Genomic DNA, 26,149 nt, shown 5'->3' with positions numbered 1-26,149 from the left:
GTTCCCATGCAAAGCACCCTTTCCCGATCGCCCGGCAGCCGGTTTTCCCAGTACATGGCGCTGACGAAGCCGCGTGTCACGCAGCTCGCGGTGTTCTGCGCGGTGATCGGCATGTTCCTCGCGACGCCGGGCATGGTGCCGTGGCGGGTGCTGGTCGGCGGCACCATCGGCATCTGGCTGCTGGCGGGCGCGGCGTTCGCGATCAACTGCCTCGTCGAGCAGAAGATCGACGCGATGATGCGCCGCACCGCGTGGCGTCCGTCCGCGCGCGGCGAGATCACGACCGCGCAGATCCTGCTGTTCTCGGGCGTGCTCGGCAGCCTCGGCGCATGGACGCTCTACACGTTCACGAACGCGCTGACGATGTGGCTGACGATCGCGACCTTCGTCGGCTACGCGGTGATCTACACGCTGCTGCTCAAGCCGATGACGCCGCAGAACATCGTGATCGGCGGCGCGTCGGGCGCGATGCCGCCGGCGCTCGGCTGGGCCGCGGTGACGGGCGCGGTGCCCGGCGACGCGTGGATCCTCGTGCTGATCATCTTCGTGTGGACCCCGCCGCATTTCTGGGTGCTCGCGCTGTACCGCCGCAAGGACTACGAGAACGCGGGCCTGCCGATGCTGCCGATCACGCACGGCGAGAAGTTCACGCGGCTGCACATCCTGCTCTACACGGTGATCCTGTTCGCGGTCACGATGATGCCGTTCATCTCGGGGATGAGCGGGGCCGTCTACCTGACGAGCGCGGTGCTGCTCGGCGCGGTGTTCCTCGCGTATGCATGGAAGATCCACCGCGAGTATTCGGACGAACTGGCCCGCAAGGCCTTCCGCTACTCGATCGTCTACCTGTCGCTGCTGTTCGCGGCGCTGCTCGTCGACCACTATGCACGTCCGCTGCTCGGCGTGTAACCGCACGGTTTGAATACGATGCTTCGTTCATGGTTCGGGCGCCGCGCGCGCCAAGGCTGGATGCTCGGCTGCGCATTCGCGGCGGCGATGCTGCTCGCGGCGTGCGACAACGCGCCGAAATTCCAGAATCTCGACATCACCGGCAACACGCAGTTCGGCAGCGATTTCGCGCTGCCCGACACGGCCGGCAAGATGCGCACGCTCGGCGACTTCAAGGGCAAGGCCGTCGTGATGTTCTTCGGCTATACGCATTGCCCGGACGTCTGCCCGACGACGATGGCCGAACTGTCCGAAGCGCTCAAGCAGCTCGGGCCGGACGCCGCGAAGCGCGTGCAGGTGCTGTTCGTCACCATCGATCCGGAGCGCGACACGGCCGCGCTGCTCGGCCAGTACGTGCCGGCGTTCGATCCGTCGTTCATCGGCCTGCGGCCGGCGGACGAAGCGCAGCTGAAGAAGGTGACGAAGGATTTCCGCGTCTATTACGCGAAAGTGCCGGGCAAGGCGCCTGGCAGCTACACGATGGATCACACCGCCGCGAGCTACGTGTTCGACACGAACGGCAAGCTGCGCCTGTTCGTGCGTGACGGCCAGGGCCCCGGCCCGTGGTTGCACGACCTGAAACTGCTGCTCGGCTGAGCCGCAGGGCGGGGCGGCGCGCGCCGTCCCGCGTCTTTTCTTTTCCCGTCTGCTCTCCGTATCGCCTGCGCGGGCCGCCGCCCGGCAGGCGCCGGCGCATCATGTCACGTCAAGTCACGGCAGTGCCGGCAGGACGACGCCCGGCGCGGCGCGCGTCATCCGGAATTCGGTCACGCGGTAGTTCGCGAGGCCTTCGGTGACGAACGGATCGGTCTGCAGGATCGCTTCCAGTTCGTCGCGATCGATGCGCGCCGCGAGGATCATGCCGCCGTCGCGCGGCACCTTCGGCCCCGCCGCGATGAAAATCCCCTTGTCCAGCAGCGGCTGCAGATACGCGCGATGGCGCTCGAGCGCGTCGTCGATGCGATCGAGCGGCGCGATGTAGTGAATGTCGATGACGTACATGAGTGGCCTCGGAATGTCGCCGGTACGCGGTGCGCCGGCCAGGCGATCTTGTAGCACAGGCCGCCTTGCGTGTCGCGTTGCATTCAAGTTGTAAGCGTCGCTGCCGTCATTACGTGTGCAATCGATTGCGCGCGGCGGGCCGTTCGCGCGCGCGTTGCGTCACCCATCGACATCGATAACAAGGCACGCACGATGAGCAGAATGAGTTTGAACCGCAAGCTGTGGCTCGCACTGGCGCTGGTATGGATCGGCCTGCTGGGCGTCGGCGCATGGAGCGCGTTCGAGACGCGCGCGACGATGCTCGCGGAGCGCAAGGAGGGCATGGCCAACCTCGTCGAGGCGGCGGCCGGCATCGCGAAGTCGTACCACGCGCTCGCGCAGGCCGGCACGCTGCCCGAGGCCGACGCGAAGCGCGATGCGCTCGCGAGCCTCGCCGCGATGCGCTACGGCGAGTCGGGCTACGTGTTCGTGATGGATTCGAAGCCGGTCGTGCTGATGCACCCGACGCTGCCGAAGCTGGTCGGCACCGAGGTCGGCGACTACAAGGACCCGGACGGCAAGCCGCTGTTCGTGACGATCCTGAACGCCGCGAAGGCCACCGGCAGCGGTTTCGCCGAATATCGCGGGCGCCTGCCGCACAGCGAGACCGCGGTGCCGAAGATCAGCTACGTCACGCGCTTCGCGCCGTGGGACTGGAACATCTCGAGCGGCGTGTACGTGAAGGACATCGATACCGTCTACTACGAGACGCTGCTCGGCCACCTCGCCGTGGTGCTCGTGATCGGCCTCGTGATCACCGCGGCGATGGTCGTGATCATCCGCAACGTGCGCGGCAGCCTCGGCGGCGAGCCGGACGAAGCCGCGGCGCTTGCGGCGCGCATCGCGGGCGGCGACCTGACGCAGCCGGTGCCGGTGCGCGCAGGCGACCGCACGAGCATGATGGCGGCGATGCATGCGATGCAGGATCGCCTGCAGGCGACGATCGGCGGCATCCGCCAGTCGGCCGAATCGATCGCGTCGGCGAGCCGCCAGATCGCATCCGGCAACGACGACCTGTCGCAGCGCACCGAGGAGCAGGCGGCGTCGCTGGAGGAGACGGCGGCGAGCATGGAGCAGCTGACCGCGACCGTGAAGCAGAACGCCGACAACGCGCGGCAGGCGAGCGGGCTCGCGAACAACGCGTCGGACATCGCGCGCGCCGGGCACGACGTCGTGAACCGCGTGATCGGCACGATGGGCGAGATCGACGACAGTTCGCGCAAGATCGCCGACATCATCGGCGTGATCGAAGGCATCGCGTTCCAGACCAACATCCTCGCGCTGAACGCGGCGGTCGAGGCAGCGCGCGCGGGCGAGCAGGGCCGCGGCTTCGCGGTGGTCGCGGGCGAAGTGCGCTCGCTGGCGCAGCGCAGCGCGACGGCCGCGAAGGAGATTCGCGCGCTGATCGTCGATTCGGTCGACCGGGTGCGCAACGGCTCGACGCTGGTCGGCCAGGCCGGTGCGACGATGGGCGAGATCCTGCAGGCGGTCGCGCGCGTGACGGACATCATGGGCGAGATCGCGGCGGCGTCCGAGGAGCAGGCGAGCGGCATCACGCAGGTCGGCCGCGCGGTCACGCAGATGGACCAGGTGACGCAGCAGAACGCGGCGCTCGTCGAGGAAGCGTCCGCGGCCGCCGCGTCGCTGCAGGAGCAGGCGGCGCGGCTGCGCGACGCGGTGGGGGCCTTCCGGGTCGGCGACGCCGGCGCGGAACCGGCGGACAGCACAAGCCGGTGCAACTAACGGCCTGCCTTGCCGTCCTCCGCTTAGCGCATACCCATATGAGCGGGATGTATTTCACTTCCCGCCGATCCTGTGACACCATTTGCCCCTTTCCCGCGAGTCGGGACATACCCGCATCGCCCCCTTTTATAGTTAGCAAGAAAGCGAGAAACAGATGAAGCTTCGCAGTCTCCTGAAAGTGTTTTCCGTGCTGGCAACCGGCGCCGCGCTGACGATGTCGGCGGGTGCGCATGCCGAGGACAAGGTGATCAAGGTCGGCACGGTGGCCGGTCCGGACGCGGAAGTGTGGCAGGTCGTGCAGAAGGTCGCGAAGGAGAAGGAAGGCCTGAACGTGAAGGTCATCGAGTTCAACGACTACGTGCAGCCGAACGCGGCGCTCGACGCGGGCGACCTCGACGCGAACAGCTTCCAGCACCAGCCGTACCTCGACAGCCAGGTGAAGCAGCGCGGCTACAAGCTCGTCAGCGCGGGCCTGACCTACATCTCGCCGATCGGCGTCTACTCGAAGAAGGTGAAGGCGCTGAAGGACCTGCCGCAAGGCGCGAAGCTCGCGGTGCCGAACGATCCGTCGAACGAGAACCGCGCGCTGCTGCTGCTGCAGGCGCAGGGCCTGATCAAGCTGAAGGCCGGCGCGGGCACGGGCGGCAACAACGCGACGGTGCTCGACATCGCCGACAACCCGAAGAAGCTGAAGATTTCCGAGCTGGACGCGGCGCAACTGCCGCGCGTGCTGTCGGACGTCGACGCGGCCGTGATCAACACGAACTACGCGATCGCCGCGAACCTGCAGCCGACCAAGGACGCGATCGCGCTCGAATCGCTGACGAGCCCGTACGCGAACCTGATCGCGGTGCGCGCGAAGGACAAGGACCAGCCGTGGGTGAAGAAGCTGGTCAAGGCGTACCAGTCGACGGAAGTGCGGGAATTCATCAAGAAGCAGTTCAAGGGCTCGATGGTCGCGTCGTTCTGAACGCGCCGGATGGACTCCGGAATGCCGAACGGGGCCTGCGCAAGCAGGCCCTTTTTTTCGTGCGCGGCGGGCGCTACATCTCACCGCGCCGCGAGCAGATCGTCAGGATCTCCCGGATCGCGACGTTGTCCCGGACGCCGGGCAGCGATTGCAGGATGCATTCGTGATACCGCCTTTCGCGCGGCAGCAGCATCGCGTTGTTCAGATAGATCGCGTCGCAGGACTGCCGGATCAGGCGTGCCGCCACGCCGTTCCAGCTTTCGCGCAGCGACTGCAGCACGCATTCGTCGTATTGCGCGTAGCCGTCGGTCAGTGCGAACGCGGCGGCCGGCATCGCGAGCGCGACGACGCTCGCGATCGAGCGGGCAGTCCACGACATGTTGTCTCCCGTCGGTCGGATAGCTGCAACCAGCATAGCGCATCGGCACCGCTTCATCCGGGGGGTATGCCGCCCCGGCGCGCGTAAGCGGGCGGTCAGGAAGTGGTCTGCGGAAATGGTATGCTCGCGTTCGGCGCCGCGCACCGTTGCAGGTGCGCCGGCCGCGGCGGAGACATCACCAACCAGAACCGAGAATACGGGGAGACACATCCATGAAGCGTTTCAAGACTTTCGCGATCCGTTCGATCACGGCCGGCGTCGCCGCGCTGGCGCTCGCCGGCGCCGCGCACGCGCAGACCGTCAAGGTGCTGTCGATCGTCGATCACCCGGCGCTCGACGCGATCCGCGACGGCGTGCGCGCGGAACTGAAGGCCGAAGGCTACGGCGACGACAAGCTCAAGTGGGAATACCAGAGCGCGCAGGGCAACACGGGCACCGCCGCGCAGATCGCGCGCAAGTTCGTCGGCGACCAGCCCGACGTGATCGTCGCGATCGCGACGCCGGCCGCGCAGGCGGTCGTCGCGTCGACGAAGAGCGTGCCGGTCGTCTACTCGGGCGTGACCGACCCGGTCGCGGCACAGCTCGTGAAGGGCTGGGGCCCGGCGGGCACCAACGTGACGGGCGTGTCCGACAAGCTGCCGCTCGACCGCCAGGTCGCGCTGATCAAGCGCGTGGTGCCGAAGGCGAAGACGGTCGGCATGGTCTACAACCCGGGCGAAGCGAATTCGGTCGTCGTCGTGAAGGAGCTCAAGGAGATCCTCGCGAAGCAGGGGATGACGCTCAAGGAAGCGGCCGCGCCGCGCACCGTCGACATCGGCCCGGCCGCGAAGAGCCTGATCGGCAAGGTCGACGTGATCTACACGAACACCGACAACAACGTCGTGTCCGCGTACGAAGCGCTCGTGAAGGTCGCGAACGAAGCGAAGATCCCGCTCGTCGCGGGCGACACCGACAGCGTGAAGCGCGGCGGCATCGCGGCGCTCGGCATCAACTACGGCGATCTCGGCCGGCAGACCGGCAAGGTCGTCGCGCGCATCCTGAAGGGCGAGAAGCCGGGCGCGATCGCGTCGGAGACGAGCAGCAACCTCGAGCTGTTCGTGAACACGGGCGCGGCCGCGAAGCAGGGCGTGACGCTGTCGCAGGATCTCGTCAAGGACGCGAAGACGGTCATCAAGTAAGCCGTCGCCGGCCAGGCGCCGGGCTCGAAGGCCCCGACCGGGCCTGAACGAAACCGCTGGACGGACGGCCCTTGCCGGGGCCGTCCATCCGTTTCGCCCGGCCGCATCCGTCCGGCCGGGAAGCAACAGGATTTCCCCACCATGTCTCTGTTCTCGTTTCTGGGCGCACTGGAGATCGGCCTGATCTTCAGCCTCGTCGCGCTCGGGGTGCTGATCTCGTTCCGCATCCTCAACTTTCCCGACCTGACCGTCGACGGCAGCTTCCCGCTCGGCGGCGCCGTGGCCGCGACGCTGATCTCGGCCGGCTTCGACCCGTTCGCGGCGACCGGCTTCGCGATCGTCGCGGGCGCCGCGGCCGGCTTCGTCACCGGCTGGCTCAACGTGCGCCTGAAGATCATGGATCTGCTCGCCAGCATCCTGATGATGATCGCGCTCTATTCGGTGAACCTGCGGATCATGGGCCGGCCGAACGTGCCGCTCATCACCGAGCCGACGCTCTTCACCGTGCTTCAGCCGGACTGGCTGCCCGACTACGTGCTGCGCCCGGCGCTGCTCGCGATCGTCGTCGTGGTCGCGAAGCTCGGCCTCGACTGGTTCTTCTCGTCGCAGCTCGGCCTCGCGATGCGCGCGACCGGCGCGAACCCGCGGATGGCGCGCGCGCAAGGCATCGCCACCGGCCGCGCGACGCTCGCCGGGATGGCGCTGTCGAACGCGCTCGTCGCGCTCGCGGGGGCCCTGTTCGCGCAGACGCAGGGCGGCGCGGACATCTCGATGGGGATCGGCACGATCGTGATCGGGCTGGCCGCGGTGATCATCGGCGAGACGCTGCTGCCCGCGCGCCGGCTGGTGCTGACGACGCTCGCGGTCGTGCTCGGCGCGATCGTCTACCGCTTCTTCATCGCGCTCGCGCTGAACAGCGAATTCATCGGCCTGAAGGCGCAGGACCTGAACCTCGTGACCGCCGCGCTCGTCACGATCGCGCTGGTGCTGCCGGCGACGCGCAAGAAGCTGTTTGCGCGCAAGAACGGAGGGGCATGACATGCTGTCCGCACAAGACCTGAAACTCACGTTCAATCCCGGCACACCGATCGAGACGCGTGCGCTGCGCGGGCTGTCGCTCGACATTCCGGACGGCCAGTTCGTCGCGGTGATCGGCTCGAACGGCGCGGGCAAGTCGACCTTCCTCAACGCGATCAGCGGCGACCAGGCGGTCGATGCGGGCCGCATCACGATCGACGGCGCGGACGTCACGCGCCAGCCGGCATGGGACCGCGCGCACCTCGTCGCGCGCGTGTTCCAGGACCCGATGGCCGGCACCTGCGAGGCGCTGACGATCGAGGAGAACATGGCGCTCGCGATGGCGCGCGGCGCGCGGCGCGGCTTCAAGGCCGCGCTCGACCGGCCGTCGCGCGAGCTGTTCCGCGACAAGCTGCGGCTCTTGAACCTCGGCCTCGAGAACCGGCTGACCGACCGGATCGGGCTGCTGTCGGGCGGCCAGCGGCAGGCCGTGAGCCTGTTGATGGCGTCGCTGCGGCCGTCGCGAATCCTGCTGCTCGACGAGCATACGGCCGCGCTCGACCCGAAGACGGCCGCGTTCGTGCTGGAGCTGACCGCGCGCATCGTCGCCGAGAGCCGGCTGACGACGATGATGGTCACGCACAGCATGCGGCAGGCGCTCGACTACGGCGAGCGCACGGTGATGCTGCACCAGGGGCAGGTCGTGCTCGACGTGTCGGGCGACGCGCGCCGCGGGCTCGACGTGCCGGACCTGCTGCAGATGTTCGAGAAGGTGCGGCACGAGCAGCTCGACGACGATGCATTGCTGCTTGGCTGACGGGTAGCGCGTGGGCCGGGCGCGCCGCATCGTGACGCCCGGCCCGGCTTGCCCCGTCTTCCCCGTCCTTCATCTGACGAAAAACCGGTTTCGCACCGGCGCTGTGCGACGCGAGCGCATTGCCATATACTGTATATCCATACAGTTGTGGGTGGCATCATGCTCGCATCCTCCATTTCTCCTGAATCCCTTCATCCGTCGCTCTGGCGCGGCTCGCAGCTCGCGCGCGGCGGTCCGCGCACGATCGACACGGGTTTCGCGTCGCTGTCGGCCGAGCTGCCGGGCGGCGGCTGGCCGGTCGGCGGGCTCGTCGAGCTGCTGGCCGCGCAGCCGGGCTGCGGCGAGATGCGGCTGCTCGCGCCCGCGCTCGCGCACACCGTCAGCGCCCGGCGGCCGCTCGCGCTCGTCGCGCCGCCGCAGTCGCCGCATGCGAGCGCGCTCGCCGGTCTCGGCGTGCCGGCCGACGCGCTGCTGTGGCTGCGCGCCGGCAGCCGCACGGACGCGCTGTGGGCCGCCGAGCAGGCGCTCAAGACCGGCTGCTGCGGCGCATTGCTGCTCTGGCAGGATGCGCGGCCCGAGGCGCTGCGGCGCCTGCATCTCGCGGCCGCGCGCACGGGCGACACGCTGTTCGTGATGCTGCGCCCGCTGCAGGCCGCGCGGCAGCCGTCGCCCGCCGTGCTGCGCGTCGCGCTGCATCCAGTGCCGGGCGGCGTGTCGCTCGACATCGTCAGGCGTCGCGGGCCCGCGCGCGGCGAGCCGCTCGTGCTCGACCTGCCGTCGCCCATCGTGGAGAGCCGCTATGCGCGTCTTGCTCGGCATCCATCTGCCGCGCCTGCCGCTCGACGTGTGCGCCCCGCCGCCGTCTGACGGCGAGGCCGGCTGCGCGGTGCTCGAGCAGGGCGTCGTGCTGATCGCCGACGCGGCCGCGCACCGACAGGGCGTGCGCGCGGGCATGAAGCGCGGCGGCGTGCTGACGCTCGCGCCGCACACGCAGCTCGTCGAGCGCGATCCCGCGCGCGAGGCCGATGCGCTACGCGCGGTCGCGCTCGCGCTGCTGCGTTTCTCGCCGTGCGTCGCGCTCGACGACGAAGCGACGCTCGTCGTCGACGTCGGCCCGAGCCTGCGCCTGTTCGGCGGCCTGCCGTCGCTGTGCCGCCAGGTGCGCGCGACGCTCGCGGCGCTCGGCTATGCGGCGCGCCTGTCCGCCGCGCCGACGGGGCGCGGCGCGTGGCTGCTCGCGCGCGCGTCGGCCCGCTCGCGCAGCCGGCGCCGGGTGGCCGGCCATGCGTCGCTCGTCCGCGCGCTCGACGCGCTGCCGTGCGTGCTGCTGCCCGACGCGCGTCCGTATGCGGACTGGTTTGACGGCCTCGGCTGCCGCACGCTGGCCGATCTGCGCGGCCTGCCGCGCGCGGGGCTGCAGCGCCGCTGCGGTCCCGCGCTGCTGGCCGCGCTCGACCGCGCATACGGCGATGCGGTCGAGCCGCTTGCGTGGATGCCGGTGCCGCCCGTGTTCGACGTGCGGCTCGAATTGCCGGAGCGCGTCGAATATGCGGAGGCCGTGCTGTTCGCCGCGCGGCGGCTCGTCGTGCAGCTGTGCGGCTGGCTGGCCGCGCGGCAGCTGTCGCTGGCCGCGATGACGTTCGGCCTCGAGCACGAGCGCGGCCGCCAGGCGGTGCCGCCGACGTCGCTCGAGCTCGCGTTCGCGTCGCCCGCGCGTGACGACGCGCACTTCATGCGGCTGCTCGGCGAGCGGCTCGCCCGCGTCGAGCTGCCCGCCGCGGTGATCGCGGTGCGCCTGACGGCCACGCGCGTCGAGTCGGTCGCGCCGCCGGCCGATGATCTGTTTCCCGAGCCGGGCGGCACGCGCGAGACGCGTGCGCGGCTCATCGAGCTGCTGGTCGCGCGGCTGGGCGCGGAGAACGTATTGCGCGCGGCGCCCGTCGCCGATTACCGGCCCGAGGCCGCGAATCGCTGGCTGCCGCTCGACGCGCCGGCCGGCAAGCCGTGCGCCGGCCTGCCGGCCGCGCCGCCGCGTCCCGTGTGGCTGCTGGCCGAGCCGCAGCCGCTGCTGATGCGCGAGAACCGGCCGGTGTTCCATACGCCGCTCAGGATGATGTCGTCGCCCGAGCGGATCGAGGCGGGGTGGTTCGACGCTCAGCTGGCCGAGCGCGACTACTACGTCGCGCAGGACGAAGAGGGGGCGTGCTACTGGGTATTCAAGGAGCGGACGAGCAGTCAGGCGGACCCGCACTGGTTCCTGCACGGCCTGTTCGGGTGAGCGGCGATGGTTGCGGAATTCAGCGGGTTGCCCGATTACGCGGAGCTGTTCTGTCGCTCGAACTTTTCGTTCCTGCATGGCGCGTCGCATGCGGAGGAGCTGGTCGAGCGCGCGGCCAAGCTCGGCTATCGCGGGATCGCGATCACCGACGAATGCTCGCTCGCGGGCGCGCCGCGGATGCATGTCGCGGCCAAGGCGAAAGGGCTGCCGCTGATCGTCGGCGCGTACTTCGAGGTGACGCCGGACGATGTTCCGCCCGGCCACGATCCGGGCCCCGGCGCGTTCGGGCTCGTGCTGCTCGCGCAGAACCGCGAAGGCTACGGCAACCTGTCCGAGCTGATCTCGTGGCGGCGGATGGAAGCACCGAAGGGGACGTACACGCTGACGTCGCGGATGCTGTCGGCGCCTCCCGCGAAATTCGCGCACTTGCGCGGGATGCCCGACTGCTTCGCGATCCTCGTGCCGGCCTATCCGGTGCGCGCGAACGTACTCGATGCGCAGGTCGCATGGTTTCGGGCGACGTTCGGCGAGCGCGCGCGGCTCGGGCTCGTGCAATTGCAGCGCGCGCTGGACGGTGCGCAGCGCGAGGAAATTCGTGCGGCCGGCGAGCGGCGCGGCGTGCGCGTCGTCGCGCTCGGCGACGTGACGATGCACAAGCGTTCATGCAAGCCGCTGCAGGACGTGATGACGGCGATCCGCGTCGGGATGCCGGTCTCGGAATGCGGCTATGCGCTCGCGCCGAACGCGGAGCAGCATCTGCGCGCGCGGAACCGGATCGCGAAGCTGTTTTCGCCGGACGAGATCGCGCAGACGTGCGCGATTCTCGACGCGTGTCATTTCAAACTCGACTCGCTGCGCTACGAGTATCCCGACGAGATCGTGCCGAAGGGGCACACGCCGACGAGCTATCTGGAGCAGGAAACCAGGGCAGGGGCGGCCGAGCGCTATCCGCAGGGTGTGCCGGAGAAAGTGGAGAAGCAGATCCGCCATGAGCTCGACCTGATCGCCAGGCTGAGCTACGAACCGTTCTTCCTGACCGTCTACGACATCGTCAAATACGCGCGCAGCCGGAACATCCTGTGCCAGGGGCGCGGCTCGGCGGCGAACTCGGTGGTCTGCTATTGCCTCGGCATCACCGAGGTGAATCCCGAGCAGAGCACGATGCTGTTCGAGCGCTTCATCAGCGCGGAGCGTGGGGAGCCGCCCGACATCGACGTGGACTTCGAGCATCAGCGTCGGGAAGAAGTGATTCAGCACATCTACGAAAAATACGGCAAGGACCGCGCCGCGCTCGCGGCCGCCGTGTCGACGTATCGTCCGCGCGGCGTGCTGCGCGAAACCGGCAAGGCGCTCGGCGTCGATCCGATGCTGATCGACCGCGTCGCGAAAGGATACCGCTGGTTCGACGGTAGCCGCGACCTGCTTCAGCAATTCGCGACGACCGGGCTCGATCCCCAGGCGCCGCTCATCCAGGCGTGGGCCGAACTCGCCGCGCGACTGCTCAATTTTCCGCGCCATCTGTCGCAGCACTCGGGCGGCTTCGTGATCAGCCGCGGCAAGCTCACGCGGCTCGTGCCCGTCGAGAACGCGGCGATGGACGGCCGGCGCGTGATCCAGTGGGACAAGGACGACCTCGAAGCGCTCGGACTGATGAAGGTCGACGTGCTGGCGCTCGGCATGCTGTCGGCGCTGCACCGCGCGTTCGACCTGCGCACCGCGTGGCGCGGACCGCCGGAGCCGGACGGCAAGCCGTTCACGCTGAAGCACATTCCGCAGGATGACGAAGCGACCTACGACATGATCTGCCGCGCCGACACGGTCGGCGTGTTCCAGATCGAATCGCGCGCGCAGATGTCGATGCTGCCGCGTTTGCGGCCGCGCACTTACTACGATCTGGTGATCGAGGTCGCGATCGTGCGGCCGGGGCCGATCCAGGGCGGCGCGGTGCATCCCTATCTGAAACGGCGGCAGGGGATCGAAAAGGTCAGTTACCCGAAGGAGGATCTGAAGCCGGCGCTCGAACGCACGCAGGGCGTGCCGATCTTCCAGGAACAGGTGATGCAGGTCGCGATGATCGCGGCGGGCTTCACGCCCGGCGAAGCCGACGAGTTGCGGCGCGCGATGGCCGCATGGAAGCGCAAGGGCAATCTCGAGAAGTATCACCGCAAGATCGTCGACGGCATGCGCGAGCGCGACTATCCGCCCGAATTCGCCGAACAGATCTTCGAGCAGATCAAGGGCTTCGGCGATTACGGTTTCCCCGAGAGCCATGCGGCGAGCTTCGCCAAGCTGGCCTACGCGAGCAGCTGGCTCAAGTGCCACGAGCCGGCGATCTTTCTCGCCGCATTGCTGAACAGCCAGCCGATGGGATTCTATCCGCCGTCGCAACTCGTGCAGGACGCGAAGCGGCACGGCGTGCAGGTCCTGCCGATCGACGCGACGAAGAGCGGCTGGGATGCGTCGCTCGAAGCGCTGCCGGGCCAGCCGCGTCCACACGGGCAGCCCGCCGTGCGGCTCGGCCTGTCGCTCGTGCGCGGCCTCGGCGAAGCCGCCGCGCGCCGGATCGAAGCCGCGCGCGCGGCCGGTCCGTTCGAAAACGTCGACGCACTCGCGCGCCGCGCGCAGCTCGAACGCCGCGATCTCGAAGCGCTCGCCGCCGCGAATGCGCTCGCGACGCTCGCCGGGCATCGCCGCGATGCGCTGTGGCAGGCCGTCGCCGCGGCGCCGGAGCGCGACCTGCTCGCGGTCGCGCCGATCGACGAGCCGGAGATGCCCGCGCTCGGCGCGCCGTCGGAGGCCGACGACGTCCTCGCCGATTACCACACCACCGGCCTCACGCTGAACCGCCATCCCGTCGCGCTGCTGCGGCCCGCGCTGCGCGCGCGGCGGCTGTCGTCCGCGGCCGAGTTGCACGACCGCCCCGACGGCCGGCTCGCGCGCGCCTGCGGGCTCGTGACCGCCCGCCAGATGCCGGGCACCGCGAAAGGCGTGATGTTCATGACGCTCGAGGACGAAACGGGCTGCGTGAACCTGATCGTCCGGCCCGAGCTGCTCGCGCGGCAGCGTCGCGAGACGCTCGATTCGCGGCTGCTCGCGGCGTCGGGCGTCTGGCAGGTCGTGAGCGACGTGCGGCACCTCGTCGCGCAGCATTTCGAGGACCTGACGCCGCTGCTCGGCGGCCTGCGCACGTCGAGCCGCGAGTTCCACTGAGCATCCGCCGCCCCGCCTCGGCCGGCGCGTTGCACGATGCATACCTGTGCGCGGAATTGGTTCTATTCCGGTCTCATTTCAATCGCGATTCTCCCGTCCGACGGCACCGCGAAACGGTCCCCTTGCATACCACTTCGGGTAAATCCCTATCCCGCATCACCTTGTAAACAAAGGCTTTGTCGCAGCTAAAACGCTTGCGGGGCAAGGCTTTCGGCGATTTCGACGACACTAATACCAGTTCGTTGACTGGTATTATTGTGGTTATATAATGCCTTCACTTTCCGACGGCCCGCGTCCGTCGTCCGACTCCCCGGAGGCTCATGGAAACCGGCTGTTCCGAACTGGCGCCCGATCCTCGCCGCGATACACCGCTCTATCTGCAGCTCGCGCGCAATCTGGCGAGCGCGATCCACGACGGCGCATGGCAGGCCGGCGAGGCGCTGCCGTCGGAGCGGGTGCTGTCGGCGTCGGTCGGCGTGTCGCGGATCACCGCGCGGCGCGCGCTGGCGCTGCTGGTCGAGCAGGGCCTGGTCACACGGGCGCGCGGCGCGGGCACCTTCATCACGCCGCGCGTCACCGATCCGCTGTCGCGCCTGGTCGGCTTCACCGCGAAGATGCGCCAGCGCGGCTTCGCGCCGGATTCGGTGTGGCTGTCGCGCAAGCTGCGCGCCGCGAGCCGCGACGAGATCACTCATCTCGGCCTCGCGCCCGGCGCGCTGGTCGCGCGGCTCGAGCGGCTGCGCCGCGCGGACGGCATCGTGATGGCGGTCGAGCACTCGACGCTGCCGGCCGCGGTGGTGCCCGATCCGCACGCGCTCGGCGCGTCGCTGTACGAGCACCTCGAAGCGCGCGGCCAGGTCGTGGTGCGCGCGCTGCAGCACTTTCGCGCGGTGAACGCGACGCGCGACATCGCGAAATGGATGGCGGTGGCGCCGGGCGCGGCGCTCCTCGTGATCACGCGCATCGGCTACGGCGCCGACGAGCGCGCGATCGAAATGACCGAAACGTATTGCCGCGACGATTACTACGACTTCGTCGCCGAACTGAAACGCTGACGCGGGAGACTGCACCGGCGCGCGACGACCGGCGCACCCTGCGGATTTCGTATATCGCGACGCGGCTCGCCGCGTCACCAGATCATCAAGAGAATGTCATGCTGACTGGAAACATCCTCACCCCCGACGGCTGGATTCACGGCGCGCTCGATTGCGAGAACGGGCGCATCACGACGCTCGACGGCGCCCCGGCCGATCCCGCGAAGAACGACGCGCCGTACATCCTGCCCGGCTTCATCGACCTGCACGTGCACGGCGGCGGCGGCGCCGACGTGATGGAAGGCGGCGACGCGATCGAGACGATCGCCCGCACGCACGCGCAGTACGGCACGACGAGCCTGCTCGCGACGACGATGACCGCGCCGCGCGACGAGCTGATGAAGGTCGTCGGCAACCTCGGCAGCGTCGCGCGCACCCGCACGCCGGGCGGCGCGCGCGTGCTCGGCGTGCACCTCGAAGGGCCGTACATCAACCCCGGCAAGCTCGGCGCGCAGCCGGACGCGGCCGTGTCGGCCGTGCTCGACGAAGTGCTGAAGTACCTGTCGATCGCGCCGATCCGCGTCGTCACGCTCGCGCCGGAAATCGCCGGCCACATCGAGATCATCGGCGAGATGGCCGCGCGCGGCGTGCGCGTGCAGCTCGGCCACTCGCTCGCGACCTACGACGACGCGGTCGCCGCGCTCAAGCACGGCGCGTGCGGCTTCACGCACCTGTTCAACGCGATGTCGCCGCTGCATCACCGCAACCCGGGCCTCGTCGGCGCGGCGCTCGCGCACGCCGAATACGCGGAGATCATCCCCGACCTGCTGCACGTGCATCCGGGCGCGATCCGCGCGGCGCTGCGCGCGATCCCGCGCCTGTACGTCGTGACCGACAGCACGTCGGCCACCGGCATGCCCGACGGCGAATACCGGCTCGGCAGCCAGCACGTGACGAAGTGCCTCGGCGGCGTGCGGCTCGCCGACGGCACGCTCGCCGGCAGCACGCTGACGATGGACCAGGCGCTGCGCAACCTCGTGTCGCTCGGCCTGCCGATCGCCGACGTGTCGAACCGGATGTCGCGCTACGCGGCCGACTATCTCGGCATCGCCGATCGCGGCCGCCTCGCGCGCGGCGCGTGGGCCGACGTCGCCGTGTTCGATCGCGACCTGAACCTCACCGCGACCTACGTCGAAGGAGAATCGATTGTCGAATATGCTTAACGAAGCGCGCGAGTCCGCCCAGGTCGTCGCCGCGCAGCTCGCCGACACCGCGCGCGTCGAAGCGCTCGCCGGCCAGTTGACGGATCATCCGCCGGCCGTCGCGCTGACGGTCGCGCGCGGCAGCTCGGATCACGCCGCGAGTTATTTCGCGAGCCTGACGATGAGCCGCCTCGGCGTGCCGGTCGCGTCGCTGCCGATGTCGGTCGCGACGCTGCAGCAGGCGCCGCTGAAGGTGCAGGACCAGCTGGCGATCGCGTTCTCCCAGTCCGGCAAGAGCCCCGATCTCGTCAATACGATGGCCGCGCTGCGCGAAGCCGGCGCGCGCACCGTCGCGGCGGTCAACGTGCTGCCGTCGCCGCTCGCCGACGCCTGCGAGCACCAGCTGCCGCTCCTGGCCGGCCCGGAACTGTCGGTCGCGGCCACCAAGAGCTACATCGCGATGCTGTCGCTGTCCGCGCAGATCGTCGCGTTCTGGCAGCGCGACGCGGCGCTCGTGGCCGCGCTGCGCGGCCTGCCCGACGTGCTCGCGCAGGCGGGCGCGCTCGACTGGTCGCCGGCCGTCGCCGCGCTGGCCGACGTCGAGCGGATGATCGTGATCGGCCGCGGCCTCGGCCTCGCGATCGCGCAGGAAGCCGCGCTGAAGCTGAAGGAAACCTCCGGCATCCAGGCCGAGGCGTTCTCGAGCGCCGAGGTGCGTCACGGCCCGATGGAGCTGATCGACCGCGACTACCCGCTGCTCGTGTTCGCGCCGCCGGGGCCGGAGCAGGCGGGCCTGCTGCAGCTCGCGGCCGACATGCGCGCGCGCGGCGCCGCGGTGCTGCTCGCCGCGCCGGCCGGCACGCCCGGCCTGTCGGGCACGGTGCTGCCGCTCGCGCAGTCCGCCCATGCGGCGCTCGACCCGATCGCCGCCATTCTGTCGTTCTACGTGATGGCGGCGGATCTCGCCGTCGCGCGCGGCCGCAATCCCGATACGCCGCGCCACCTGAACAAAGTCACCGAAACGCATTGATGAGCCGAGAACGCCGATGAGACGCGCCGAGGAGTCCCAGTTGAAGAGCCCCACCCACGATCAGATCGTTCTGCTTGCCCCGTTGACGGGGCCGATCGTCGCGCTGGCCGACGTGCCCGATCCGGTGTTCTCCGGCGGGATGTTCGGCGACGGCATCGGCATCGACCCGCTCGCCGGCAAGCTCGTCGCGCCGTGCGCCGGCATCGTGTCGCATCTCGCGCGCACCGGCCACGCGGTGACGATCACGACGCCGCAGGGCGCGGAAGTGCTGCTGCACATCGGCATCGACACCGTCGAGCTGAACGGGCAGGGTTTTACCGCGCGCGTCGAGGCCGGCGCGCGCGTCGAGGCGGGCGACCTGCTGATCGAGTTCGACCAGGACGCGGTCGCGCGCAGCGCGCATTCGCTCGTGTCGGTGATCGCGATCGCGAATTCCGATGCGTTCGAGATCGTCGCACGCGCGCAAGGCTCCGCGACGGCCGGCGAGACGCCGCTTCTCACGCTGCGCGGCAAGGGCGAAGCAGCGGTGCAGGCGGCCGAGGCGGGCGCCGCGGCGCACAATGAAGCGCGCCGCACGATTCGGCTGACGCAGCCGGGCGGCCTGCACGCGCGGCCGGCCGCGCGGGCGCGCGAGGCGGCGCGCGGGCTCGACGCGCACGTCGACGTGCATTTCGAAGGCCGCAAGGCGCCGATCCAGAGCGTGGTCGGGCTGCTCGGCCTCGGGGCCGGCGAACAGGCGGCGATCGAGCTGGTCGGCCGCGGCGCGCAGGCGCAGCAGGCGGTCGACGCGGTCGCGCACGAGCTGCTGCGCGAGGTGCACGGCGAAGTCGAGGAGAAGCCGGCGCGCACGTTGTCGCCCGCGCCGCAGGCGGTCGTGCGCAACGTCGGGGCACCGCGCGCTGGCGCGCCCCTCGACCCGCACACGCTCGCGGGCGTGTGCGCGGCGCCCGGCATCGCGGTCGGCACGCTGGTGCGCCTCGACGATGCGGACCTCGCGCCGCCCGAGCAGGCGAGCGGCACGCCCGCATCGGAAAGCCGCCAGCTCGACCAGGCGCTGAAGGCCGTCGACGCCGAGCTCGACGTCACCGTGCGCAACGCATCGGCGCGCGGCGCGGTCGGCGAGGCGGGAATCTTCGCGGTGCATCGCGTGCTGCTCGAAGACCCGACGCTGATCGACGCGGCGCGCGACCTGATCAGCCTCGGCAAGAGCGCGGGCTTCGCGTGGCGCGCGACGATCCGCGCGCAGATCGACACGCTGTCGAAGCTCGACGACGCGCTGCTCGCCGAGCGCGCGGCCGACCTGCGCGACATCGAGAAGCGCGTGCTGCGCGCACTCGGCCACACGAGCGGCGCGGCGCGCGCGCTGCCCGACGAGGCCGTGCTCGCGGCCGAGGAGTTCACGCCGTCCGAGCTGTCGTCGCTCGATCGCGAGCGCGTGACCGCGCTCGTGATGGCGCGCGGCGGCGCGACGTCGCACGCGGCGATCATCGCGCGCCAGCTCGGCATTCCGGCGCTCGTCGCGGTCGGCGACGCGCTGTACGCGATTCCGGACGGCACGCAGGTCGTCGTCGACGCGAGCGCGGGCCGTCTCGAACACGCGCCGACCGCGCTCGACGTCGAGCGTGCGCGGCACGAGCGCCAGCGTCTCGCCGGCGTGCGTGAAGCGAACCGCCGGACCGCGGGCGAAGCCGCCGCGACCGTCGACGGCCGCGCGATCGAGGTCGCCGCGAACATCGCGACGCTCGACGACGCGAACACGGCCGTCGACAACGGCGCGGACGCGGTGGGCCTGCTGCGCACCGAGCTGATGTTCATCCATCGCCAGGCGGCGCCGACCACCGTCGAGCACCAGCAGAGCTACCAGTCGATCGTCGACGCGCTGCAGGGCCGCACCGCGATCATCCGCACGCTCGACGTCGGCGCGGACAAGGAAGTCGACTACCTGACGCTGCCGCCCGAGCCGAACCCGGCGCTCGGCCTGCGCGGGATCCGCCTCGCGCAGTTGCGCCCCGATCTGCTCGACGACCAGCTGCAGGGGCTGCTCGCGGTGAAGCCGTTCGGCGCGGTGCGCATCCTGCTGCCGATGGTGACCGACGCGGGCGAGCTCGTGCGGCTGAAAAAGCGCATCGACGAATTCGCGCGCGCGATGGGCCGCGCCGAGCCGATCGAAGTCGGCGTGATGATCGAGGTGCCGTCGGCGGCGTTGCTGGCCGACCAGCTCGCGCAGCATGCGGACTTCCTGTCGATCGGCACCAACGACCTCACCCAATACACGCTCGCGATGGACCGCTGCCAGGCCGATCTGGCCGCGCAGGCGGACGGCCTGCATCCGGCCGTGCTGCGCCTGATCGACATCGCGGTGCGCGGCGCCGAGAAGCACGGCAAGTGGGTCGGCGTGTGCGGCGCGCTCGGCGGCGATCCGCTCGCGGTGCCGATCCTCGTCGGCCTCGGCGTGACCGAGCTGTCGGTCGATCCGGCGTCGGTGCCGGGCATCAAGGCGCGCGTGCGCCGTCTCGATTACCAGTTGTGCCGCCAGCGCGCGCAGGATCTGCTCGCGCTCGACTCGGCGCAGGCGGTAAGGGCAGCAAGCCGCGAGATCTGGCCGCTCGACTGAGCGTCGGCGGGGACTCGCGTGCGGTTTCAGCAGCAACGCAAGTTCACTACGAAAGCAATCAGGTCAACGAAGAAGGTCAACGAAGAGACAAGGATTGGAGGACTGAATGGACGGGAATCCGTTTCTGAAGATACAGAGCCTGGGAAGGGCGCTGATGCTGCCGATCGCGGTGCTGCCGGTCGCCGGCATCCTGCTGCGGCTCGGCCAGCCGGACGTGTTCAACATCAAGATGATCGCCGACGCGGGCGGCGCGATCTTCGACAACCTGCCGCTCTTGTTCGCGATCGGCGTGGCGGTCGGCTTCGCGAAGGACAACAACGGCGTCGCGGCGCTCGCGGGCGCGATCGGCTACCTGATCGAAACCGCGATCATGAAGGACATCGATCCCAAGCTGAACATGGGCGTGCTGTCCGGGATCATCGCGGGCGTGGTGGCCGGCTTGCTGTACAACCGCTACAAGGACATCAAGCTGCCCGACTACCTCGCGTTCTTCGGCGGCAAGCGCTTCGTGCCGATCATCACCGGCCTGGTATGCGTGGTGCTCGGCATCGTGTTCGGCTACGTGTGGCAGCCGGTTCAGCATGCGATCGACGCGGCCGGCCAGTGGCTGACGACCGCGGGCGCGATCGGCGCGTTCGTGTTCGGCTTCCTGAACCGGCTGCTGCTCGTCACGGGCCTGCACCACATCATCAATTCGCTCGCGTGGTTCGTGTTCGGCAACTTCACGCCGCCGGCCGGCGGCGAGCTCGTGCACGGCGACCTGCACCGCTTCTTCGCGGGCGACCCGAGCGCGGGCACCTTCATGGCCGGCTTCTTCCCGATCATGATGTTCGGCCTGCCGGCCGCGTGCCTCGCGATGCTGCACGAGGCGCCGAAGGAGCGCCGCGCGGTGGTCGGCGGCCTGCTGTTCTCGATGGCGCTCACGTCGTTCCTGACCGGCGTGACCGAGCCGATCGAATTCAGCTTCATGTTCCTCGCGCCGGTGCTGTACGTGATCCACGCGGTGCTGACGGGGCTGTCGCTCGCGATCTGCCAGATTCTCGGCGTGAAGCTCGGCTTCACGTTCTCGGCGGGCGGGATCGACTACGTGCTGAACTACGGGCTGTCGACGAAGGGCTGGGTCGCGATTCCGCTCGGCATCGCGTACGGCATCGCGTACTACGGGCTGTTCCGCTTCTTCATCCGCAAGTTCGACATGGCGACGCCGGGCCGCGAGCCGGCGACGGCCGAAGGCGCGGCCGAGCCGTACCAGCCGGGCGGCTACGTCGCGCCGGCCGCGAGCGCCGCGGCGCCGCGCGCGCAGCGCTACATCGCCGCGCTCGGCGGCGCGGGCAACCTGACGGTCGTCGACGCGTGCACGACGCGCCTGCGGCTGACCGTCGCCGATCCGGACAAGGTGTCGGAGCCGGACCTGAAGGCGATCGGCGCGCGCGGCGTGCTCAAGCGCGGCGGCAACAGCGTGCAGGTGATCATCGGGCCCGAGGCGGACATCATCGCCGACGAAATGCGCGCGGCGATCGGCGGCGGCGCGACGGCGAGCGCATCGACCGGCGCCGCCGCGGCGCCGGCCGCGACGGCAGACGGCGCGGCGGGGCCGCTCGATCCCGATCCGGCGCGCTGGCTCGCGGTGTTCGGCGGCGCGACCAACGTCGCGTCGCTCGACGCGGTGGCGACCACGCGGCTGCGCGTCGCGGTGGTCGATCCGTCGGCGGTCGATCGCGAGCGGCTCGCGTCGCTCGACGTCGCGTGGGTCGGGGCCGATACGTTCCACATCGTCTGCGGTGCGTCGGCTTCGCGCTACGCGCAGTTGCTGACGGCGCGCCTGCCTTCGGCGGGCGGGAGCGCGGCGGCCCAGCCCGCGTAATGTGACCGGCGACCGGCGCCGGCGTGAATCCTAGGGTCTGTTTACATACGGAACACGCATGCGAATGCCCGAAATCGCTCGTAGGGCAAGGAGGGAGGAGCGCCGTTTGGCCGAGCCAAACAAGCGACGAGCGACGCCGCCATACGGGCGATTTCGGGCATTCCCGTGGAATGGTTTTTTAAAATTTGGGGTTGCGACGAGAACGGCCGCTCGCCGCGTTGCGCTCCTTGGCGATACGTCCAGTATTCGCGGCGTCGCGCGCCTCGCGAGCGGCCGTTCTCGTCGCAACGCATGCGTGTTCCGTATGTAAACAGACCCTAGTGACGGGTTCGTGCCGGCAGGGAGACGAAAAAACGGCTTGCGATGATTGCAAGCCGTTTTTGTTTGGAGTGAACGACCGGGGGCGCACGCGAAGCGCGCCCCCGGCCGCCGCTCACTCGTTCGTCAACGTGAACGTCGGCTTCCGATAGCCGATCCCCGCGCGTTCGAGCTTCGGCAGTTCGCGCTGCTGGAGCAGCGTCGCGAAGCCCGCCCAGTCGCGCTGCAGCGCGGCCGTGTCGACGTGATGCGTGTCGTCGCGCTTGTAGCGCACGCCCGCCGCATACGGCAGTTCCCAGTCGGCCTTGTGCCATGCGCGCTCGGCGAGCGCGAGCAGCCGCGGATACACCATGTATTCGAGCAGCCGGTCGTTGCGCATCACTTCGCCCCACGCTTGCCCCTGGATTCCTTCGAGGCGCGGTGCGGGGCCGGCGCTCGTCACCTCGAACGGATTGCCGTCGCGGTCGCCCATCACCTCGGCGTTCTGCGGCAGGTTCTCCGGCGCGAGCGAGAACACCTTGTACTCGTCCGTCGCATGCGAGCCCCAGTAATAGCCGCGCTCGCGTGGATTGAGCGTGTACGGGAAGTCGAAATACAGGTAGTCGGGCAGCGCGAGCACCGTCCGGTATCCCTTCGCGCTCAGGTCGCGCGCGCTGTCCGACGCGCCCCAGAAGATCGTGTCCCACAGCGACACCATCACGTTGCGCGTGCTGAAGTCCTGCGGACCGTTCGCGTGCTTGATGCCGTCCTGCCACGCGGCCATCGTGCCGATCCCGTTCGCGTTCACGACCGCGCTGACCTGCTTCGCGAAGCGCGTCGGCAGCTCGTCGATCGACTTCACTTCGCCGCGTTGCAGCAGCGCGGTGCACGCCGGCGAGCGCGCCCACGGCTTGTCCTGCGCGGCGAGATCGACGCGGCCCTTGCCCGGATCGGCGCCGTTGAGCGGCTGGAAGCCCGCGCCGAGCAGGATGTTCTTCGCCTCGTCGCCGCCGTAGTGCCAGGTGCGCAGCGGCACTTGCGCGTCCGCGTGCATCGACGCGATTTCGCGGATCACCTTCGACGCGAAGTTGAGCGCGCCCGGCACGCACGGGTTCAGGTCGCTGCGCCGGTCGTAGAACTGCACCGTCAGCAGGTTCGACGTGTCCTGCGGATCGAGCAGCCGGTACGCGTTCGCGTCATGCTCGCGGCCCGCCGCGTGCAGGCGGCGATAGCGCGCCTCCATCGACACGACGGCCGCGCGCGAGTGCGCGGGCATGTCGATCTCGGGAATCACCTCGACGAAGCGGTCGGCCGCATAGCGCAGCAGCGCCACGTAATCGGCGCGCGTCAGGTAGCCGCCGCCCGACTGGTCGTTGGGCCCCGAGCCGAGCTGCGGCAGCAGGCAGCGCGTTTCGGACGGATCGTGGCAGCGGCGCGCGCCGACGTCGGTCAGCTCCGGCAGGCCGGGAATCTCGATGCGCCAGCCCTCGTCGTCGGACAGGTGCAGGTGCAGCCGGTTGAGCTTGTACGCGCTCATCTGGTCGATCAGGCGGCGCAGCGTCGCCGGATGCTTGAAGTTGCGCGCGAGGTCGACGTGCATGCCGCGATGGACGAAGCGCGGCGCGTCCTCGACGAGCATCGCGGGAAGCGTGCCGCCGCCGGCCGGCGCGAGCGAGAACAGGGTCTGCACGCCGTAGTAGAGGCCGGCGCGATCGTAGGCCTCGATGAACGCGCCGCGCGGCCCGATCGCGAGCCGGTAGCCGCCGGGCGTCGCGATATCGGCCGGCAGCCGGCGAGGTGCGACGACGCCCCACACCGGCGCGCGCGCGCCGTCGAGCCCGAGCGTGCCCGCGCGCTCGCGCAACGCCGCCACTTGCGCGGACGGGAGCTCCGGCAGCGCGAGGTCGATGCCGCGCAGCTCGAGCGTGCCGCCCAGCATGCGCTGCCGCTTCACGCTCGGCAGCGCGCGGCCGGCGTCCGGCCGCGCGGCGACGGGCGGTGCGTTGCCGGGGGAATTGTTCTGCGCGTCGGCGGGCAGCGATTCGACATAGCGCAGCTCGTCGTCGGTGTCGTTGTAGCGCAGCACCGCGGGCGGCGCGCCGTCGACCACCACGTAGGGCCGCGGAATCACGTCGCTGTAACGGCGCAGCCAGTATTCGGCGACGACCGGCAGCTCGAGGCGCTCGCCCGGCGCGAGCCTGAGCGAACCCGGCTGCGGCGTCAGTTCGTACAGGTCGCCCGTCAGGCGGCGCAGCGCGAAGCCCGGCCGGTCGACCCGCAGCAGGCGGCGGATGCTGTGCAGGTAGAGCCGCCAGCCGCCGTCGGCGATCGGCTGGTGGCCGCGGTTCTGCAGGATCAGGCGGCCCGTCGCGCAGCTCGCCCAGTCCGCGCCGAGATCGGCGCAGGGCACGCCGGCCGACGCCGCGTGATTGTTGTCGACGGCGACGCGCAACGCGAGGCCGTTCGACAGCAGCGTCGCGAGCCCGGCGGGCGTCGGCGGGGCGGCGTTCGCGCTCGCGCCGGGCGTCGCGCGCGCGGGCGTCTGCGCGGGCGACGCGGCCGGCGACAGCGCCGCCGCGATCAGCGCGCCGGCGCACAGGGAATGCAGGATTCGATTCATGGGGATTCCTCAAAAAAAGTTCGGCGATACGACGCCGTGGGATTACGTCGCTGCGATCGGGTCTTTCAAGGAGGCTGCGGGGAAAGGCTGGGGCCGCGCGCGGGCGAGGGGGCACGAAGAAGTGCGCAAGGCGTGCATAAGGCCGCGCATAAGGCGCGCGGTGCCGAGCGCTACGGATCAGGTTCGCGGCACGCGCGCCGGCCGTGCGCGTTCATGAGCGGCGCGTGTCGTTGGGCGCGGCGGCGCGGCCGGTCCCCGGACGCTCACGGTTCGGCGTGGCGCCGCGGGGGCCCAAGCGGTGACCTTTCATGTCTCCTCCACCCAAGTGGACGCGGCCCGTGGACGGCCGCGTGAAAGATCATATGAAACCTTTGAATGGTATTCAAGTGGTATTAATTTGGTTCCAGAGTGGCATTGAATTTTGAGGTGGGGGCGACGCGAGGCGGCGGGCGCAGGCAAAAAAAAACCTCGCACGAGGCGAGGTTGGCTGCTGCGGGACGGACGATCCGTCCGGCGCGCCCGGCGCATGTCGTCCGGGCGTGCGCGGCGGCGGCCGCCGCGGCGTCAGGCCCGGTCGGCTTTCGCGCCGGCCGGCGCGACGCGCTTCGGCTGCGCTTCGAGCCACATCGCGTTGACGATGCCGAACGCGAGCGCGACGCCGATACCGAGAATCCAGCTGAAGTACCACATGATCCGACTCCTTGCGAAACGTGGGGCGGGGGCGCGTGCGCGCCCTGCCGGGTTCAATACATCGAGTGCTTGTTTTCGTCGAGCGCCTCGCGCGTGACCTTGCCGCGCATCACGCGGTACACCCAGCCCGTGTAGAGCAGGACGATCGGCAGGAACACGATCACGGCGAACAGCATCACCTGCAGCGTCATGTGGCTCGACGTCGAGTCCCACACGGTCAGGCTGCTCTTCGGGTCGAGCGACGACGGCATGATGAACGGGAACATCGAGAAGCCCGCGGTCAGGATCACGCCGACGATCATCAGGCCCGTGCAGAAGAACGCGGTCTTCTCGAGGCGCGAGCCCGCGAGCAGCAGCGCGAGCACGCCGCCGGCGATGCCGACGACCGGCGCCGCGACCATCCACGGATACTCGCCGTAGTTCGCGAGCCACAGGCCCGAGCCTGCGGCGACGTCCTTCAGCAGCGGGTTCGCGACCGTGTCGGCGGGCGCCGCGTGCGTGATGTGATAGCCGCCGACATACGACGCGATCAGCACGCCCGCGAGCACGAACAGCACGACGGCGAGGAATGCCGACACGCGCAGCGCGACCGACGCGCGGCGCGCGATCACGCCGTCCGTCTTCATCTTGATGAACGCGGCGCCGTGCGCGACCAGCATCGTCAGGCTGACGAGGCCGCAGAGCAGCGCGAACGGGTTCAGGAGCGCCCAGAAGCTGCCGTGGTAGCTGACGCGCAGGTCGGTGTCGAACTGGAACGGCACGCCCTGCAGCAGGTTGCCGAACGCGACGCCGAACACCAGCGCCGGCACGAAGCCGCCGGCGAACAGGCCCCAGTCCCAGCCTGCGCGCCAGCGCGGGTCCGGCCGCTTGCTGCGGTAGTCGAAGCCGACCGGCCGGAAGAACAGCGCGAACAGCACGAGCAGCATCGCGAAGTAGAAGCCGGAGAACGATGCCGCATAGACGAGCGGCCACGCGGCGAACATCGCGCCGCCGGCGGTGATGAGCCACACCTGGTTGCCTTCCCAGGTCGCGCCGACCGTGTTGACGATGATGCGGCGCTCCTCGTCGGTCTTGCCGAGGAACGGCAGCAGCGCGGTCGCGCCCATGTCGAAGCCGTCGGTGACGGCGAAGCCGATCAGCAGCACGCCGACGAGCAGCCACCAGATCAGCTTGAGAGTTGCGTAGTCCATAGCGATTCCTTGTTCGGTATCTGGGCC

General features: G+C 69.8%; 20 protein-coding genes. 15 read left to right on the top strand and 5 right to left on the bottom strand.

All coding sequences use genetic code 11. From position 1 onward, the window contains the following. Positions 1-6 precede the first annotated feature (6 nt). Both cyoE and KY49_RS20485 read left to right on the top strand, forming a co-directional pair. Positions 7-909, top strand: coding sequence for a heme o synthase (gene cyoE, locus KY49_RS20490; RefSeq protein WP_042586378.1), 903 nt, complete (start codon positions 7-9; stop codon positions 907-909). Between the two features lie 18 nt (positions 910-927). Then, positions 928-1,545 (top strand): SCO family protein, encoded by a 618-nt coding sequence (locus KY49_RS20485; protein WP_010090612.1) that lies wholly within the window; start codon positions 928-930, stop codon positions 1,543-1,545. A 114-nt stretch (positions 1,546-1,659) separates the two neighbouring features. Here KY49_RS20485 and KY49_RS20480 read toward each other — a convergent pair whose 3' ends face one another. After that, positions 1,660-1,950 (bottom strand): YciI family protein, encoded by a 291-nt coding sequence (locus tag KY49_RS20480; RefSeq protein WP_042586377.1) that lies wholly within the window; start codon positions 1,948-1,950, stop codon positions 1,660-1,662. 192 nt (positions 1,951-2,142) lie between these two features. On the opposite strand from KY49_RS20480, the gene KY49_RS20475 reads away from it, so the two are divergent. Further along, positions 2,143-3,732 carry a methyl-accepting chemotaxis protein gene (locus KY49_RS20475; protein ID WP_042586376.1) on the top strand — a complete coding sequence of 530 codons (1,590 nt, stop codon included), beginning with the start codon at positions 2,143-2,145 and terminating at the stop codon, positions 3,730-3,732. A gap of 154 nt (positions 3,733-3,886) precedes the next feature. After that, positions 3,887-4,702 (top strand): MetQ/NlpA family ABC transporter substrate-binding protein, encoded by an 816-nt coding sequence (locus KY49_RS20470; RefSeq protein ID WP_042586375.1) that lies wholly within the window; start codon positions 3,887-3,889, stop codon positions 4,700-4,702. A gap of 73 nt (positions 4,703-4,775) precedes the next feature. Here KY49_RS20470 and KY49_RS20465 read toward each other — a convergent pair whose 3' ends face one another. Then, entirely contained in the window at positions 4,776-5,081 is a 306-nt protein-coding gene (locus KY49_RS20465; RefSeq protein ID WP_042586374.1) for a VF_A0006 family four-cysteine protein, read from the bottom strand. Between the two features lie 212 nt (positions 5,082-5,293). Here KY49_RS20465 and KY49_RS20460 point away from each other — a divergent pair, with 212 nt between their 5' ends. From KY49_RS20460 to nagE, 11 genes are all read left to right on the top strand, one after another. Then, complete coding sequence (locus KY49_RS20460; RefSeq protein WP_042586373.1) at positions 5,294-6,259, top strand: ABC transporter substrate-binding protein; 966 nt, start codon at positions 5,294-5,296, stop codon at positions 6,257-6,259. A gap of 141 nt (positions 6,260-6,400) precedes the next feature. Further along, positions 6,401-7,297 carry an ABC transporter permease gene (locus KY49_RS20455; RefSeq protein WP_042586372.1) on the top strand — a complete coding sequence of 299 codons (897 nt, stop codon included), beginning with the start codon at positions 6,401-6,403 and terminating at the stop codon, positions 7,295-7,297. Position 7,298: 1 nt separating this feature from the next. Further along, positions 7,299-8,093, top strand: coding sequence for an ABC transporter ATP-binding protein (locus KY49_RS20450; RefSeq protein WP_042586371.1), 795 nt, complete (start codon positions 7,299-7,301; stop codon positions 8,091-8,093). A 159-nt stretch (positions 8,094-8,252) separates the two neighbouring features. Then, positions 8,253-8,960 (top strand): translesion DNA synthesis-associated protein ImuA, encoded by a 708-nt coding sequence (gene imuA / locus KY49_RS20445; protein ID WP_042586370.1) that lies wholly within the window; start codon positions 8,253-8,255, stop codon positions 8,958-8,960. Beyond that, positions 8,893-10,371: a Y-family DNA polymerase gene (locus KY49_RS20440; RefSeq protein WP_042586369.1), complete on the top strand. Its 1,479-nt coding sequence runs from the start codon at positions 8,893-8,895 to the stop codon at positions 10,369-10,371. The genes imuA and KY49_RS20440 overlap by 68 nt, the downstream gene beginning before the upstream one ends. A gap of 6 nt (positions 10,372-10,377) precedes the next feature. Further along, positions 10,378-13,581 carry an error-prone DNA polymerase gene (locus tag KY49_RS20435; protein WP_042586368.1) on the top strand — a complete coding sequence of 1,068 codons (3,204 nt, stop codon included), beginning with the start codon at positions 10,378-10,380 and terminating at the stop codon, positions 13,579-13,581. A 320-nt stretch (positions 13,582-13,901) separates the two neighbouring features. Further along, positions 13,902-14,636: a GntR family transcriptional regulator gene (locus KY49_RS20430; protein ID WP_042586367.1), complete on the top strand. Its 735-nt coding sequence runs from the start codon at positions 13,902-13,904 to the stop codon at positions 14,634-14,636. 98 nt (positions 14,637-14,734) lie between these two features. Further along, on the top strand, positions 14,735-15,838 hold the full coding sequence (gene nagA, locus KY49_RS20425; protein ID WP_042586366.1) for an N-acetylglucosamine-6-phosphate deacetylase: 1,104 nt from the start codon (positions 14,735-14,737) through the stop codon (positions 15,836-15,838). Then, complete coding sequence (locus tag KY49_RS20420; protein ID WP_042586365.1) at positions 15,831-16,847, top strand: SIS domain-containing protein; 1,017 nt, start codon at positions 15,831-15,833, stop codon at positions 16,845-16,847. Before nagA ends, KY49_RS20420 begins: the two co-directional genes overlap by 8 nt. Before the next feature lie 16 nt (positions 16,848-16,863). Beyond that, positions 16,864-19,461: a phosphoenolpyruvate--protein phosphotransferase gene (ptsP, locus tag KY49_RS20415; RefSeq protein WP_042586364.1), complete on the top strand. Its 2,598-nt coding sequence runs from the start codon at positions 16,864-16,866 to the stop codon at positions 19,459-19,461. A 106-nt stretch (positions 19,462-19,567) separates the two neighbouring features. After that, positions 19,568-21,325, top strand: coding sequence for an N-acetylglucosamine-specific PTS transporter subunit IIBC (gene nagE, locus KY49_RS20410; RefSeq protein WP_042586363.1), 1,758 nt, complete (start codon positions 19,568-19,570; stop codon positions 21,323-21,325). Positions 21,326-21,758: 433 nt separating this feature from the next. Here nagE and KY49_RS20405 read toward each other — a convergent pair whose 3' ends face one another. From KY49_RS20405 to cydB, 3 genes are all read right to left on the bottom strand, one after another. Next, on the bottom strand, positions 21,759-24,242 hold the full coding sequence (locus tag KY49_RS20405) for a family 20 glycosylhydrolase (protein WP_042586362.1): 2,484 nt from the start codon (positions 24,240-24,242) through the stop codon (positions 21,759-21,761). 564 nt (positions 24,243-24,806) lie between these two features. Then, positions 24,807-24,932 carry a cytochrome bd-I oxidase subunit CydX gene (gene cydX / locus KY49_RS34835; protein ID WP_042586361.1) on the bottom strand — a complete coding sequence of 42 codons (126 nt, stop codon included), beginning with the start codon at positions 24,930-24,932 and terminating at the stop codon, positions 24,807-24,809. A gap of 53 nt (positions 24,933-24,985) precedes the next feature. Continuing rightward, positions 24,986-26,122 carry a cytochrome d ubiquinol oxidase subunit II gene (cydB, locus tag KY49_RS20395; protein WP_042586360.1) on the bottom strand — a complete coding sequence of 379 codons (1,137 nt, stop codon included), beginning with the start codon at positions 26,120-26,122 and terminating at the stop codon, positions 24,986-24,988. Positions 26,123-26,149: the final 27 nt, after the last annotated feature.

The sequence above is a fragment of the Burkholderia sp. MSHR3999 genome (assembly GCF_000833595.1).
GTDB lineage: Bacteria > Pseudomonadota > Gammaproteobacteria > Burkholderiales > Burkholderiaceae > Burkholderia > Burkholderia ubonensis.
The sequence above is the reverse complement of the archived record's forward strand: the minus strand, read 5'-3'. Positions and strand labels throughout refer to the sequence as shown.

What these genes read in the sequence shown, in the direction of transcription:
- cyoE (WP_042586378.1), top strand. Translation starts at nt 7, where the DNA reads ATGCAAAGCACCCTTTCCCGATCGCCCGGCAGCCGGTTTTCCCAGTAC.
- KY49_RS20485 (WP_010090612.1), top strand. Translation starts at nt 928, where the DNA reads ATGCTTCGTTCATGGTTCGGGCGCCGCGCGCGCCAAGGCTGGATGCTC.
- KY49_RS20480 (WP_042586377.1), bottom strand. Translation starts at nt 1,950, where the DNA reads ATGTACGTCATCGACATTCACTACATCGCGCCGCTCGATCGCATCGAC.
- KY49_RS20475 (WP_042586376.1), top strand. Translation starts at nt 2,143, where the DNA reads ATGAGCAGAATGAGTTTGAACCGCAAGCTGTGGCTCGCACTGGCGCTG.
- KY49_RS20470 (WP_042586375.1), top strand. Translation starts at nt 3,887, where the DNA reads ATGAAGCTTCGCAGTCTCCTGAAAGTGTTTTCCGTGCTGGCAACCGGC.
- KY49_RS20465 (WP_042586374.1), bottom strand. Translation starts at nt 5,081, where the DNA reads ATGTCGTGGACTGCCCGCTCGATCGCGAGCGTCGTCGCGCTCGCGATG.
- KY49_RS20460 (WP_042586373.1), top strand. Translation starts at nt 5,294, where the DNA reads ATGAAGCGTTTCAAGACTTTCGCGATCCGTTCGATCACGGCCGGCGTC.
- KY49_RS20455 (WP_042586372.1), top strand. Translation starts at nt 6,401, where the DNA reads ATGTCTCTGTTCTCGTTTCTGGGCGCACTGGAGATCGGCCTGATCTTC.
- KY49_RS20450 (WP_042586371.1), top strand. Translation starts at nt 7,299, where the DNA reads ATGCTGTCCGCACAAGACCTGAAACTCACGTTCAATCCCGGCACACCG.
- imuA (WP_042586370.1), top strand. Translation starts at nt 8,253, where the DNA reads ATGCTCGCATCCTCCATTTCTCCTGAATCCCTTCATCCGTCGCTCTGG.
- KY49_RS20440 (WP_042586369.1), top strand. Translation starts at nt 8,893, where the DNA reads ATGCGCGTCTTGCTCGGCATCCATCTGCCGCGCCTGCCGCTCGACGTG.
- KY49_RS20435 (WP_042586368.1), top strand. Translation starts at nt 10,378, where the DNA reads ATGGTTGCGGAATTCAGCGGGTTGCCCGATTACGCGGAGCTGTTCTGT.
- KY49_RS20430 (WP_042586367.1), top strand. Translation starts at nt 13,902, where the DNA reads ATGGAAACCGGCTGTTCCGAACTGGCGCCCGATCCTCGCCGCGATACA.
- nagA (WP_042586366.1), top strand. Translation starts at nt 14,735, where the DNA reads ATGCTGACTGGAAACATCCTCACCCCCGACGGCTGGATTCACGGCGCG.
- KY49_RS20420 (WP_042586365.1), top strand. Translation starts at nt 15,831, where the DNA reads ATGCTTAACGAAGCGCGCGAGTCCGCCCAGGTCGTCGCCGCGCAGCTC.
- ptsP (WP_042586364.1), top strand. Translation starts at nt 16,864, where the DNA reads ATGAGACGCGCCGAGGAGTCCCAGTTGAAGAGCCCCACCCACGATCAG.
- nagE (WP_042586363.1), top strand. Translation starts at nt 19,568, where the DNA reads ATGGACGGGAATCCGTTTCTGAAGATACAGAGCCTGGGAAGGGCGCTG.
- KY49_RS20405 (WP_042586362.1), bottom strand. Translation starts at nt 24,242, where the DNA reads ATGAATCGAATCCTGCATTCCCTGTGCGCCGGCGCGCTGATCGCGGCG.
- cydX (WP_042586361.1), bottom strand. Translation starts at nt 24,932, where the DNA reads ATGTGGTACTTCAGCTGGATTCTCGGTATCGGCGTCGCGCTCGCGTTC.
- cydB (WP_042586360.1), bottom strand. Translation starts at nt 26,122, where the DNA reads ATGGACTACGCAACTCTCAAGCTGATCTGGTGGCTGCTCGTCGGCGTG.